This is a genomic window from Rhodococcus sp. 06-156-4 (assembly GCF_002259345.1).
Taxonomy (GTDB): Bacteria; Actinomycetota; Actinomycetes; order Mycobacteriales; family Mycobacteriaceae; genus Rhodococcoides; species Rhodococcoides fascians_E.
On record NZ_NPGB01000018.1, the window covers coordinates 637,242 to 649,682 of the forward strand.

The window sequence follows — 12,441 nt, forward strand, 5'->3', positions numbered from 1 at the left end:
GAGTACTGCTGTGCGAGATCTCTGCTGTGCGAGACTACTTGCGTGCGGTGCGCTTTGCCGGAGCCTTCTTGGCCGCGGTCTTCTTTGCTGCAGTCTTGGCCGGAGCCTTCTTGGCTGCTGCAGCGGTGGTCTTCTTCGCTGCAGTCTTGGCCGGAGCCTTCTTGGCTGCTGCCGCAGTGGTGGTCTTCTTCGCTGCGGTCTTGGCCGGAGCCTTCTTGGCCGCAGCAGTGGTCTTGCGAGCAGTCGTCTTCGCCGGAGCTGCCTTCTTGGCGGGAGCTGCTGCCTTGCGCGCAGTCGTCTTGGCCGGAGCTGCCTTCTTGGCGGCGGCGGTCGTCTTACGAGCGGTGGTCTTGACGGCCGCCTTCTTGGCTGCGGTCTTCTTTGCTGCCGCAGTCTTCTTGGCGGGCGCGGACGCCGAACCGCGCTTGACGGCAGGTCCGGTGGCGGGGAGCTTCTGTCCACCGGCGATGACTGCCTTGAACTGAGCACCCGGGCGGAATGCCGGGACGTTCGTCGGCTTCACGCGGACGGTCTCGCCGGTACGCGGGTTACGAGCCACGCGGGCTGCGCGACGCCGCTGTTCGAACACACCGAATCCGGTGATGGTCACGCTCTCGCCACGGTGAACCGCGCGCACGATGGTGTCGACGATGTTCTCGACAGCCTCTGTGGCGCTCCTCCTGTCAGACCCCAACTTCTCGGTCAGGGCGTCAATCAGCTCTGCCTTGTTCATGGATTTCCTCCGCAATATTGTGGCCCATCGTCGGACCGACTACTACAACGGTAAACCCCAAGGCGTCAAGAGTCTATGAGCCACGCCAATTCTCATCCGGCGTGGCGGAAAGATTCACGGGCTCAATGCGTGTCGAAGGCCGTTTTCGCTACCCCTCGGACGGCTCCTCGATGCGCGCCGGGAGGGTTGTCGGTTTCCATGAAGGCCTTGACTTTTCATACTCGGCAATGGCCTCTACCTGGCGTAATGTCAATCCGATGTCGTCGAGACCCTCGAGCAGACGCCATCTCGTGTAGTCGTCAATGGCGAAGCGCACCACCAAGGTTCCAGCGGTCACCGTCTTCGATTCCAGGTCGACGAGAATTTCCAATCCCGGCTGCTCTTCGAGTGCTTTCCAGATCAATTCGACGTCACTTTGGTCGACTTCGGCGGCGAGCAGACCGGCCTTGCCCGCGTTGCCGCGGAAGATATCGGCGAACCGAGACGCGATCACGACCCGAAAACCGAAGTCCGATAGCGCCCACACCGCGTGCTCGCGGGACGACCCCGTTCCGAAGTCGGGTCCGGCAACGAGAACCGAGCCCTTGTCGTACGGGGCGACGTTGAGCACGAAGTCCGGATCGTTGCGCCATGCCGAGAACAGACCGTCCTCGAACCCGGTGCGAGTCACACGTTTCAGGTACACGGCAGGAATGATCTGATCCGTGTCCACGTTCGAGCGACGCAGCGGGACGCCGATTCCTTTGTGGCGGGTGAAGGGTTCCATCGAAAAATCTCCTAAGAAGTACAGGTTTCGGAAAGACTTGATCGGGCAACGCCGGTTCAGGCTCCGGAGCTAGGGGCTGCTGGGCGCGTCCACGAGATCGGCGGGCGACGACAGAGTTCCGCGCACCGCGGTGGCAGCGGCCACCAACGGTGAGACGAGGTGCGTCCGGCTTCCCTTGCCCTGACGGCCTTCGAAGTTTCGGTTCGAGGTCGATGCCGACCGCTCCCCCACAGCAAGCTGATCCGGGTTCATTCCCAGACACATCGAGCACCCGGCCTGACGCCACTCCGCTCCCGCTGCCGTGAAAATGTCGCCCAGTCCCTCTTTCTCGGCCTGCGCACGAACGCGCATCGACCCGGGGACGATCAGCATCCGAACACTGTCGGCGACCTTCCGGCCTTCCAGAACCTCGGCCACGGCGCGCAGGTCCTCGATACGCCCGTTGGTGCACGAGCCGACGAACACCGTATCCACCGCTACCTCACGCAACGGCGTACCCGCCTCGAGTCCCATGTACTGCAAGGCTTTCTCGGCAGCGACCTTCTCGCTCTCGTCGACGATGTCGGCGGGATCGGGCACCCGCTCGCCGAGAGGGGCACCCTGACCGGGGTTGGTTCCCCACGTGACGAACGGCGTGAGCGTCGAGGCGTCGATGTGCACTTCGTTGTCGAACACGGCGTCGGGGTCGGTCTTCAGCTCTTCCCATGCTGCAACCGCGGCATCCCAGTCCTCGCCCTGCGGCGCATGGGGGCGTCCCTTGATGTACTCGTAGGTGATCTCGTCGGGGGCGATCATTCCGGCGCGCGCCCCCGCCTCGATCGACATGTTGCAGATGGTCATTCGAGCCTCCATCGACAACTTCCTGATGGCTTCGCCGCGGTACTCGAGCACGTACCCCTGGCCGCCACCGGTTCCGATCTTGGCGATGACCGCGAGGATGAGGTCCTTGCTCGTCACTCCGGGCGCCAGGTCACCGTCGACCGTGATGGCCATCGTCTTGAACGGACGAAGCGACAGCGTCTGCGTCGCCATCACGTGTTCGACCTCGCTGGTGCCGATTCCCATCGCGATGGATCCGAACGCACCGTGCGTGGAAGTGTGACTGTCTCCGCACACCACCGTCATTCCCGGCTGCGTCAATCCCAACTGGGGGCCGATGATGTGGACGATGCCCTGATCCAGGTCGCCCATGGGGTACAGGCGAACACCGAACTCCTCGCAGTTCCGCCGCAGCGTGTCCACCTGAGTGCGCGACACGACGTCCGCGATCGGAGCGAAGATGTCCGCCGTGGGGACATTGTGGTCCTCGGTGGCGATCGTCAGATCGGGCCGACGCAGTGGACGGTCGGCCAACCGCAGACCGTCGAATGCCTGAGGGCTGGTGACTTCGTGGATCAGGTGGAGATCGATGAAAATCAGATCGGGCTCGCGCGAGGCACCCTCGCCTCCGCCCCGAACCACTACGTGCTGATCCCACACCTTTTCCGCCAGGGTGCGTGCTGTGCCGGCCATAAGAACACCAACCATTCCTCGTGTGCGTCGCGCCGGTGGACTACGGGCTGGCCCACCTCGCGTGTACGGTGCCGAGACGTAGCGCGGCGACCCGAATCCCCGACGGACGGATCCGCGAGGCGACCCAGAATCGTGATCTCATAATGCGAGACGCTAGTATCGACCTATGGGACAGCATAGCGGCATCGGCGTTCTCGACAAAGCAATGGGTGTCTTGTACGCAGTCGCGGAGGAGCCGTGCACGTTGAACGATCTGTGCACCCGCACCGGCCTTCCGAGAGCGACAGCGCACCGTCTGGCTGTCGGCCTCGAGATCCATCGGTTGCTGGCGCGCGATTCCAACGGACTGTGGCGGCCGGGCCCAGGCCTCGCCGAACTCGCATCGACCGCGTCGGACACCCTGGTCGAGGCCGCGGCCTCGGTCCTGCCCCGGCTCCGCGAGATCACCGGAGAAAGCGTCCAGATCTTTCGCTGCGAGGGCACGGTTCGCGTATGCGTCGCGTCGATGGAACCCCCGACCGGGCTTCGAGACACCGTCCTCGTCGGTGCGCGTCTTCCGATGACGGCCGGCTCGGGTGCCAAAGTCCTACTGGCGTGGGCCGATACGAACACCCAACGAGCAATCCTTTCCGACGCCGAGTTCGGTGAACGAGTCCTCGCCGAGGTTCGGCGACGCGGGTGGGCCCAGAGCGCCGGGGAACGCGAGCCCGGCGTGGCCAGCGTGGCCGCACCCGTTCGCGATGCGATGGGCAATGTCGTTGCAGCAGTGTCGGTCTCGGGACCGATCGACAGAATCGGACGCCGCCCCGGTGTGCGGTGGGCCGCCGACCTCCTGGCCGCTGCCGAAGCCTTGCACAAGAGACTCTGAGCGCGCGCCTGCCCGGAAGCACCGCGGGCGCGGCACCGACTCTGATAGAGAAGACGGCGTGGGAATCAACCAGCGCGCACAGATAACCATGACCGACGACGAGATCGCGACATTTCTGGACAGAAGCCGAATCGCGAACCTTGCGACCATCGGCCGCGACGGAACGCCTCACCTCGTCGCGATGTGGTACGCCCTCGTCGACGGCGAAATATGGTTCGAGACCAAAGCGAAATCGCAGAAGGCCGTCAACCTACGGCGAGATGCGCGGGTCACCGTACTGATCGAGGACGGCTTGACCTACGACGCGTTGCGCGGAGTCTCCATCGAGGGACGGGCGGAGATCGTCGACGACGCCGACGCGATCGCCAAGGTCGGAATCAGCGTGTGGGAGCGCTACACCGGCCCGTACAGCGACGAGGTCCGCCCCCTCGTCGACCAGATGATGAACAAACGCATCGCGGTCCGGGTCGTCGCCGACAGGACCAGGTCGTGGGACCACCGCAAGCTCGGCCTCCCGGCGATGCCTCCGGGTGGTACGACGGCGGAGTTCCTGTCGAAAATCGAGTGAAACGCGAGCGTCGGGTGCGGTACGTTGCCTTCACCCTGTGTGAGGAGCGATCATGACCGAACCGACCAACGACGATCTGAAGAAGAAATTCCGCGAAGCGCTCGACAAGAAGAACCACCGTGCGACGCAGTCCGTCGACCACAAGGACGGCACGTCCAAGGTGAACAACGCTCACGGACCCGCCGATCATCAGAAGATGTTCCGACGTAAGAGCGTGTAGATCGACCGAAAACGAAAATGGGCTCCCATCGCGAACGATGGGAGCCCATTTTCTACGTAGCCCCGACGGGATTCGAACCCGCGCTACCGCCTTGAGAGGGCGGCGTCCTAGGCCGCTAGACGACGGGGCCAGGAACTTGCACTGTACTTCTGGTAAATATTCTTGCTCTTCCGAAGAAGCTCGACAAGCTTAACCGGAAGGCGCTCGGCGACCAAATCGCTTCCGAACGCTTGCTGGGGTACCAGGACTCGAACCTAGAATGGCGGTACCAGAAACCGCTGTGTTGCCAATTACACCATACCCCAATGACCTTCACCGTGATCCACATCAGCTGCTGTGTGCACCGCGTTTCGAGCCGGGATAGAGACTATCAAAGGACACCGGTGTTTCTCCAAATCGCCAGGTCAAACGGTCCGCAAGCACCGGGTGAACCCGTCGGACAACCCCGATGGAGCCGCCGACCGGCGGCTGGCGCAGACTTTCACTCGATGAGAACAACGAACCACAGCCGGTGAGGGTCGTCGTCGCCCCGACGGGCAATTCGACCGTGCTCGTCGAACTCGCCGACGACGGGACACCGGCGGGACCTCCCACCGAACTCGTCGACGCAGTCGACACCATCGCTCGGCTCGAGACCGACCGACATCCGCGATGGGTCTGGGAGAGTACGGCCCGCACCTATCCCACGCTGCTGCGGGCAGGGGTTCGCGTCGACCGGTGTCACGATCTGTCTCTCACCGAGGCGCTGTTTCGAATGCGGCAGGGCGAGCTCTACGTTCCCCAGGCCGCAGTATCGGACGACGAGTCGACCCTGTTCGACGCATACCGTTATCCCACCGTCGATTCCGTCGTCGCCTGGTATCGAGACCACGAATCTCGAATCGGAGACTCACGTCGGCTACGCCTGCTGACGGCCGCCGAATCCGCGGGCGCACTCGCCGCGGCCGAGATGTCCTACACCGGACTGCCGTTCTCGAGCTCGATGCACGAGGCCCACCTCCGCCAAGCACTCGGTCCACGGCCGGCCGACGGCGACAGACCTGCCGAGATGCTCGCACTGGAGGACGAGATCAGCGACGCGTTCGGCCGACGCGTGAACCCGAACTCGCCGCCCGAGGTCCTCGCCGCGTTCGCGCGAGCAGGTGTCGAGGTGACCTCGACGCGCGCCCATGTGCTCCGGACCGTCGACCATCCCGCGGTTGCTCTCCTGCTGCGACATCGAGACCTGGCCAAACTGTTCAGCACCAACGGATGGTCGTGGGCGGACACCTGGGTGCGCGACAACCGGTTTCGTCCGGTCTACGTACCGGGTGGCGTCGTGTCCGGGCGCTGGGCGAGCCGGGGCGGCGGAGCGCTCCAGATTCCCAAGCCGCTGCGCGGTAGCGTCGTTGCCGACCCTGGACACGTACTCGTCATCGCCGACGCCGGGCAATTGGAGCCCCGGATTCTCGCGGCGCTGTCCGGAGACCCGAACATGATCGACGCAGCGGGAGCGGACGATCTGTACGCGCCGGTCGCCGCTGCGGCTTTCGCCGGGGATCGCGCCAAGGCCAAGGTAGCCGTTCTCGGAGTCCTGTACGGGGCGACAGCCGGCGAAGCCCGGTCGCTGCTCGCCATGCTGCGCAGGCGGTTCCCCGTCGCGGTGGAGTACGTGGAACGCGCCGCCCGGGCGGGTGAGCGCGGGGAAATCGTGCACTCGCACCTCGGACGCGCGTGCCCTCCCCCGACCCCGGAGTGGTACGCCCACGGTGACGCACACGCGCGAGGACGATTCACGCGCAATTTCGTCGTGCAGGCCACCGCGTCGGAGTGGGCCCTGTGTCTGCTGGCCGATCTGCGCCGTCGGTTGGCGGACGACCCAGGGTCGGGCGAATTGGTGTTCTTCCAACACGACGAGGTGGTCGTGCACACACGGCACCCCGAGCGCGCGACGGATCACGTCGTGGCGGCCTCGGACACGGCAACCAGACTTCTGTTCGGAGACACGCAGGTTCGATTCCCTCTCGATCTCGCCGCCCGGGAATGCTACGCGGAGCCGGACTTCTCGTCACCCGCGTGATCGTTGCCCCGGGGGCCGTCGAACGTCACCTCGATCTCCTCGAACCCCTTGCTTCGCTGCGCCTCTGCCTGCCCGGTGTAGGTCAACCTGTCCCCCTCGGTCAGCTGGACGTCGTCGGTGAACGGTGTGAGAAGTGCACGGGGGTAGAGCTTGTCGACTCTGACCACGTTGATCTCGACGGCGATGACGACGAGAACCGCCGCGATGTACATGAACGCGAGCACACCCAGGACAACTGCAAACACACCGTTGGTGACCGACGCCCGCGACACGACGTACTTGATGTAGACGCCGCCGAACGTCTGCAGCAGCTGCCAGATCACCCCGGCGACGATCGCACCGGGCAGCACGTCGGTCAGTGACAACGAGCGCGCCGTGGCCAGACGGAATGCGACGACGAACACCCCGACATTGAGCACCAGCACGGCCCCGAGCACGACGACGCCGCTGATTCGGCCGAAGTATCCTGCCGAACTGGCGACGTTGACTGCCGTGATCGCCAGTACGGCAACGCCGACGGTACTCAGTAGCGCCAGACCACGCACTCGAGCGAAGATCGGATCGGGACGAAGGTTCTTCGGCACGGCCCAGGCCGTGTTCATGGCGTTCTGAACCGCGACGGCCACCCCCAGTCCGCCGTAGAGCGAGCCGAGCACACCCACCACCAAGCCGAGTGTTCCGCCACCGATCCGTTCTGGTTCACCGACGTCCTGTCCGATGATCGGAATCTGGCTGAGAGCGGAGTCGAGGATCTGCTGCTGCAACTCCGGATTGCCCGCCAGCACGATTCCCAGAATCGTCGACGCGAGCAGCAACAGCGGAAACAGCGACACGAACGCGTAGTACGCGATCAACGCAGCGAGGTAGCCGCCCTGATCGTCGACGAACTTGTAGATCACGGCAAGCGGGAAACCCAGGACCGGATGTCTGCGTTGCATCCGGTCCATCCGCGCGGTGACGCTCACCGGAACATGTCGGTCAACCGACCGTTGCCCGCGCTGCAGCGAGCCTGGCCAGAGTTTTCTCGCGCCCGAGCAGTTCCATCGACTCGTACAGCGGAGGGCTGATGTGCGAGCCGGTCAGCGCGACGCGCACCGGAGCGAACGCCTTGCGCGGTTTCAGCTCCAGACCGTCGATGAGGGCAGATTTCAGCGACTCCTCGAGGTCGGCCGTCCGCCATTCCGGCAGGGCCGTCAACGCTGCGATCGTCGCATCGAGCACCGGACCGGCGTCGGCGCCGAGGTTCTTCGCGGCAGCCGCGGGGTCGATGTCGAAATCGGCGTCGGCAACGTAGAGGAACTTCAGCAATCCCCACGCATCCGACAACACGACGATTCGGGTCTGCACGAGGTCCGCCGCGACGGCGAACTGCGCCTCGTCGATCTCGGCGGGCAGGTGCCCCTGCTCGGTGAGGAAGGCGCGGAGCCGCGCCGCGAAATCGGCAGGCTCCAACAGCCGAATGTGCTCGGCGTTGATCGCGTCGGCCTTCTTCTGGTCGAATCGGGCCGGGTTGGAATTGACCTTCGAGATGTCGAACGCGGCCACCATCTCGTCCAGCGAGAACACGTCGTGGTCGTCGGAGATGCCCCAACCGAGCAGGGCGAGGTAGTTGAGCAGGCCCTCGGGCAGGAATCCGCGGTCGCGATGAATGAACAGGTTCGACTCGGGATCGCGCTTGGACAGTTTCTTGTTGCCCTGCCCCATCACGAACGGTAGGTGACCGAACTCGGGGGCCTTCTCCGCTACCCCGATGCGGACCAACGCCTCGTACAACGCCAGCTGACGCGGCGTCGAGGACAGCAGATCCTCGCCGCGCAACACGTGGGTGATCTTCATCGACGCGTCGTCGACCGGATTGACCAAGGTGTACAAAGGGATTCCGTTTCCGCGCGTGAGCGCGAAGTCAGGCACGGTACCGGCCTTGAAGGTGGTTTCCCCGCGCACGAGGTCCACCCAGGACAGGTCGTGACTCGGCATCCGAAGCCGCACAACAGGTTTACGCCCCTCGTCGAGAAAAGCCTGCTTCTGCTCCGCGGTGAGGTCTCGGTCGAAGTTGTCGTACCCCAGCTTCGGATCCCGGCCCGCCGCCTTGTGCCGCGCCTCGACTTCCTCGGGCGTGGAGAAGCTCTCGTACGCCTCGCCGGCGTCGAGCAACTGTTGCACGACGCCGAGATGCAGATCCCTGCGCTGCGACTGACGGTACGGCTCGTACGGACCGCCCACCTCGGGGCCCTCGTCCCAGCTCAGACCGAGCCAGCGCAGTGCGTCGAGGATTGCCGCGTAGGACTCCTCGGAATCGCGGGCCGCGTCGGTGTCCTCGATCCGGAAGACGAACTTCCCACCGTGATGACGTGCGTACGCCCAGTTGAACAGCGCGGTTCGAATCAGGCCGACGTGGGGCGTGCCCGTCGGCGACGGGCAGAATCGGACGCGTACTTCGGTGGAGGTCATGTTCTCGCTCACGTTCGATCGGTGGTGTGGTTCTCTAGTTCTTCGCTGCGACGGGGTTGGTCAGAGTTCCGATGCCCTCGACCGTGATCGACACGGACTGGCCGGCCGTGATCGGCCCGACGCCCTCCGGAGTGCCGGTGAGGATCACGTCACCCGGCAACAACGTCATGACTGCCGAGACCCATTCGATGATCTTCGGAATGTCGTGCAGCAGCAGCGACGTCCGGCTGCGCTGCTTCACCTCGCCGTCGACCTCGGTCTTGATCTCCACGTCCGACGCGTCGAGCGACGTCTCGATCCACGGGCCGAGCGGGCAGAACGTGTCGTGGCCCTTGGCCCTCGTCCACTGACCGTCCTGGCGCTGGTGATCGCGCGCCGACACGTCGTTCGCGACGGTGTATCCGAGCACCACATCGAGAGCCTTCGCCGCCGGCACGTCCTTGCACGGCCGACCGATGACCACCGCGAGCTCGCCCTCGTAGTGCACCTCGTCGGATGTCGGAGGCAGGACGATCGGCGCGCCGGGCCCGACGATGGAGGTGTTGGGCTTGATGAAGATGACCGGAGACTCCGGAGCCTGGCCACCCATCTCGGCTGCGTGGGCAGCGTAGTTCTTGCCGATGGCGATGACCTTGCTCGCCAGAATCGGCGCCAGGAGACGAACATCGGCCAGGGGCCACGAACGACCGGTGAAGGTCGGTGTGCCGAAAGGATGTTCGGCGATTTCCTTCGCCGTCTGCTGGTCACCTTCCCCTTCGATACTCACGAATGCCACACCATCAGGACTTGCAATTCGACCGAGACGCATGTCGAAAGTCTATCGACCCACCTTCGAGCCCTCGGCACGCCCGTCCGATCCCGACCGGACAGCAGGTGTAGCATCGTCTTTCGAGTTCACGATGCAAGACAACAATTCCACATGATGGGATTCACCACAGTGAGACGGCTACGCGAATGACGACTACCGAAGACACGACACACACCGCCGGTGCCCGCAAATGGGTCATGCTCGCACTTGGAATGCTCGCTCAGACCTCCGGTGCTGTATTCATCAACGGCGCAGCATTTCTCATCCCGTCGCTCCACGAAGATCGCGGGTTGAGCCTCGCCGCAGCCGGACTCGTCGTGGCCATGCCGACGGTCGGAATCATGCTGACACTCATCGCCTGGGGTGTTCTCGTGGACAGGATCGGCGAAAAGCTGGTGCTCGCCATCGGCCTTGCACTCACCGCCGCGGCCGGCTTCGCCGCCGTGTTCACGACGTCGGTCGTCGTTCTCGGTCTGTGCCTGCTCCTGGGTGGAATGGCTGCCGCGAGCGCCAACAGCGCCTCGGGGCGCGTCGTCGTCGGTTGGTTCCCGCCGGCACGACGCGGACTGGCCATGGGAATCCGGCAGATGTCCGTTCCACTGGGCGTCGCCATCGGTGCACTGCTCATCCCACCGATCGCACGCGATCACGGCGTCGGTGCTGCTCTCCTCGTACCCGCGATCATCTGCGCCGTCACGGCAATCGCCTGCTTAGGCATCATCGACCCACCGCGGCCCGACCGCGCAGCCGCGGAACGAGCCGGTCTGCTGGCCAACCCGTACCGCACCAGCAGCCAACTGTGGCGCATCCACTCGACGTCGGTTCTACTCGTCGTCCCTCAGTACGTCGTGTGGACCTACGCTCTGGTGTGGTTGATGTCGGACCGAGGGTGGTCCGCCGCATCCGCGGGCATCCTCGTCACCCTGACGCAGATTCTCGGCGCCTTCGGACGCATCGGCGTCGGCGCACTGTCGGACACGCTCGGTAGCCGCATGCGACCGCTCCGGTGGGTCGCCGTGTCCACGACGGTGACCATGGTGGTCCTGGCGGTCACCGATTGGTTCGACTCCCCGGTGTCCATCGCGGTGATGGTGGTCGCGTCGGTCGTCACCGTCGCGCCGAACGGCCTGGCGTTCACGGCAGTCGCCGAAGTCTCCGGCCCGTACTGGAGCGGACGCGCTCTCGGCGCTCAGAACACCGGACAATTCATCGCCGCGTCCATGGTTCCGCCCGCATTCGGCGCACTCGCGGCCATCAGCTTCCCCCTGGCGTTCGCCGTGTCCTCGGTATTCCCCGCCCTCGCCGTTCCGGTCATCCCCGACGACCAGCAATCGCCGGACACCTAGAACCGAACGTGCCGTCCCCCATTTTCGGAGCGAAAGTGCCGTTCGGTCAGTCAGACTGACCGAACGGCACTTTCGCTCCGAAGACAGGGGGTACAGCCGCTACAGCGCTGCTGCGATTCTGGCTCCGATGTCGGCGGTGCTTGCTGCGGCCGAACCTCGGGAGGCGAGGTCGGCGGCGACGGCGGCTTCGACGCGCTCTGCATTTGCGGTGTCGCCGAGGTGTGCCAGCAGCAGGGATACCGACAGGATGGCTGCGGTCGGGTCGGCTTTGCCCTGTCCTGCGATGTCGGGCGCGCTGCCGTGGACCGGTTCGAACATCGACGGGTTGGTTCGCGTCGCGTCGATGTTTCCGCTGGCGGCCAGGCCGATGCCGCCGCTGACTGCAGCGGAGAGGTCCGTGACGATGTCACCGAAGAGGTTGTCGGTGACGATGACGTCGAACCGGCCCGGGTCGGTGACCAGGTGGATCATCGCAGCGTCGATGTGCTGGTAGGCGACCTCGACGTCCGGGAATTCCGTGGAGACTTCCTCGACCGTACGTGCCCAGAGGCTGCCGGCGAACGTCAGCACGTTGGTCTTGTGCAGCAGCGTGAGGTGCTTCCTGCGTGCCACGGCCCGCGCGAATCCGTCACGGACGACGCGTTCGACGCCGTAGCGGGTGTTGACGCTGACCTCGGTGGCCACCTCGTGCGGGGTGTTCACCCGGAGCGCCCCGCCGTTTCCGGTGTAGGGACCCTCGGTGCCTTCACGGACGACGACGACGTCGATGTCCTTGTTGCCCGCGAGCGGCCCGGTCACGCCGGGGTACAACTTTGCCGGACGCAGGTTGATGTGGTGATCGAGCTCGAACCGTGCACGAAGCAACAGTCCGCGCTCGAGCACGCCGCTGGGGACCGACGGATCTCCGATGGCACCCAACAGGATTGCGTCGTGGCCTCGGATCTCGTCCAGCACGGAGTCCGGAAGAAGCTCGCCGGTCGCGTTGTAGCGGCGTGCACCGAGGTCGTACTCGGTCTTCTCGACTCCGGGGACGACGACGTCGAGCACCTGCAGTGCTTGGTCGACGACCTCGGGGCCGATTCCATCTCCGGCGATGACGGCGAGCTTCAT

General features: G+C 64.9%; 12 protein-coding genes and 2 tRNA genes. 5 read left to right on the forward strand and 9 right to left on the reverse strand.

What is annotated here, in order from left to right; translation table 11 throughout:
• Positions 1 to 34: 34 nt before the first annotated feature.
• The 3 genes from CH290_RS13760 to leuC all read right to left on the reverse strand — a co-directional run bounded on the left by CH290_RS13760 (position 35) and on the right by leuC (position 3,011).
• Positions 35 to 733: an HU family DNA-binding protein gene (locus tag CH290_RS13760; protein ID WP_019664298.1), complete on the reverse strand. Its 699-nt coding sequence runs from the start codon at positions 731 to 733 to the stop codon at positions 35 to 37.
• 148 nt (positions 734 to 881) lie between these two features.
• Entirely contained in the window at positions 882 to 1,499 is a 618-nt protein-coding gene (gene leuD, locus CH290_RS13765; protein WP_019664299.1) for a 3-isopropylmalate dehydratase small subunit, read from the reverse strand.
• 69 nt (positions 1,500 to 1,568) lie between these two features.
• On the reverse strand, positions 1,569 to 3,011 hold the full coding sequence (leuC, locus tag CH290_RS13770) for a 3-isopropylmalate dehydratase large subunit (protein ID WP_020110334.1): 1,443 nt from the start codon (positions 3,009 to 3,011) through the stop codon (positions 1,569 to 1,571).
• A 166-nt stretch (positions 3,012 to 3,177) separates the two neighbouring features.
• Between leuC and CH290_RS13775 the strand changes: the two genes are divergently transcribed.
• From CH290_RS13775 to CH290_RS30275, 3 genes are read left to right on the forward strand one after another with little or no spacing between them, the layout of a single operon-like run.
• Positions 3,178 to 3,879, forward strand: coding sequence for an IclR family transcriptional regulator (locus CH290_RS13775; RefSeq protein ID WP_033189937.1), 702 nt, complete (start codon positions 3,178 to 3,180; stop codon positions 3,877 to 3,879).
• 58 nt (positions 3,880 to 3,937) lie between these two features.
• Positions 3,938 to 4,447 carry a pyridoxamine 5'-phosphate oxidase family protein gene (locus CH290_RS13780; protein ID WP_033189938.1) on the forward strand — a complete coding sequence of 170 codons (510 nt, stop codon included), beginning with the start codon at positions 3,938 to 3,940 and terminating at the stop codon, positions 4,445 to 4,447.
• A 52-nt stretch (positions 4,448 to 4,499) separates the two neighbouring features.
• On the forward strand, positions 4,500 to 4,667 hold the full coding sequence (locus tag CH290_RS30275) for a DUF5302 domain-containing protein (protein WP_020110335.1): 168 nt from the start codon (positions 4,500 to 4,502) through the stop codon (positions 4,665 to 4,667).
• Positions 4,668 to 4,724: 57 nt separating this feature from the next.
• On the opposite strand, the gene CH290_RS13785 is transcribed toward CH290_RS30275, so the two are convergent.
• Both CH290_RS13785 and CH290_RS13790 read right to left on the reverse strand, forming a co-directional pair.
• Positions 4,725 to 4,797, reverse strand: a tRNA-Glu gene (locus tag CH290_RS13785).
• 103 nt (positions 4,798 to 4,900) lie between these two features.
• Positions 4,901 to 4,972 (reverse strand) — tRNA-Gln (locus CH290_RS13790).
• 206 nt (positions 4,973 to 5,178) lie between these two features.
• Between CH290_RS13790 and CH290_RS13795 the strand changes: the two genes are divergently transcribed.
• Positions 5,179 to 6,726: a bifunctional 3'-5' exonuclease/DNA polymerase gene (locus tag CH290_RS13795; RefSeq protein WP_170947594.1), complete on the forward strand. Its 1,548-nt coding sequence runs from the start codon at positions 5,179 to 5,181 to the stop codon at positions 6,724 to 6,726.
• Here the strand turns inward: CH290_RS13795 and CH290_RS13800 are convergent.
• Genes CH290_RS13800 through CH290_RS13810 form a run of 3 tightly spaced genes read right to left on the reverse strand, consistent with a single transcriptional unit; the run spans position 6,693 to position 9,985 of the window.
• The gene (locus CH290_RS13800) at positions 6,693 to 7,673 is read right to left on the reverse strand and encodes a YihY/virulence factor BrkB family protein (RefSeq protein ID WP_019664305.1); all 981 of its coding nucleotides are present in this window, start codon (positions 7,671 to 7,673) and stop codon (positions 6,693 to 6,695) included. The genes CH290_RS13795 and CH290_RS13800 overlap by 34 nt on opposite strands.
• A 31-nt stretch (positions 7,674 to 7,704) precedes the next feature.
• Positions 7,705 to 9,177 carry a glutamate--tRNA ligase gene (gene gltX / locus CH290_RS13805; protein ID WP_033190001.1) on the reverse strand — a complete coding sequence of 491 codons (1,473 nt, stop codon included), beginning with the start codon at positions 9,175 to 9,177 and terminating at the stop codon, positions 7,705 to 7,707.
• 34 nt (positions 9,178 to 9,211) lie between these two features.
• Positions 9,212 to 9,985, reverse strand: coding sequence for a fumarylacetoacetate hydrolase family protein (locus CH290_RS13810; protein ID WP_026347653.1), 774 nt, complete (start codon positions 9,983 to 9,985; stop codon positions 9,212 to 9,214).
• A gap of 146 nt (positions 9,986 to 10,131) precedes the next feature.
• On the opposite strand from CH290_RS13810, the gene CH290_RS13815 reads away from it, so the two are divergent.
• Positions 10,132 to 11,331 (forward strand): MFS transporter, encoded by a 1,200-nt coding sequence (locus CH290_RS13815; protein WP_033189940.1) that lies wholly within the window; start codon positions 10,132 to 10,134, stop codon positions 11,329 to 11,331.
• A gap of 99 nt (positions 11,332 to 11,430) precedes the next feature.
• Here the strand turns inward: CH290_RS13815 and CH290_RS13820 are convergent, their stop codons facing one another.
• Positions 11,431 to 12,441 (reverse strand): 3-isopropylmalate dehydrogenase, encoded by a 1,011-nt coding sequence (locus CH290_RS13820; RefSeq protein ID WP_020110337.1) that lies wholly within the window; start codon positions 12,439 to 12,441, stop codon positions 11,431 to 11,433.

Excerpts from the sequence above, each read along its gene's own strand:
- CH290_RS13760 (WP_019664298.1), bottom strand. The coding sequence starts at position 733 with ATGAACAAGGCAGAGCTGATTGACGCCCTGACCGAGAAGTTGGGGTCT.
- leuD (WP_019664299.1), bottom strand. The coding sequence starts at position 1,499 with ATGGAACCCTTCACCCGCCACAAAGGAATCGGCGTCCCGCTGCGTCGC.
- leuC (WP_020110334.1), bottom strand. The coding sequence starts at position 3,011 with ATGGCCGGCACAGCACGCACCCTGGCGGAAAAGGTGTGGGATCAGCAC.
- CH290_RS13775 (WP_033189937.1), top strand. The coding sequence starts at position 3,178 with ATGGGACAGCATAGCGGCATCGGCGTTCTCGACAAAGCAATGGGTGTC.
- CH290_RS30275 (WP_020110335.1), top strand. The coding sequence starts at position 4,500 with ATGACCGAACCGACCAACGACGATCTGAAGAAGAAATTCCGCGAAGCG.
- CH290_RS13800 (WP_019664305.1), bottom strand. The coding sequence starts at position 7,673 with ATGGACCGGATGCAACGCAGACATCCGGTCCTGGGTTTCCCGCTTGCC.
- gltX (WP_033190001.1), bottom strand. The coding sequence starts at position 9,177 with ATGACCTCCACCGAAGTACGCGTCCGATTCTGCCCGTCGCCGACGGGC.
- CH290_RS13810 (WP_026347653.1), bottom strand. The coding sequence starts at position 9,985 with ATGCGTCTCGGTCGAATTGCAAGTCCTGATGGTGTGGCATTCGTGAGT.
- CH290_RS13815 (WP_033189940.1), top strand. The coding sequence starts at position 10,132 with ATGACGACTACCGAAGACACGACACACACCGCCGGTGCCCGCAAATGG.
- CH290_RS13820 (WP_020110337.1), bottom strand. The coding sequence starts at position 12,441 with ATGAAGCTCGCCGTCATCGCCGGAGATGGAATCGGCCCCGAGGTCGTC.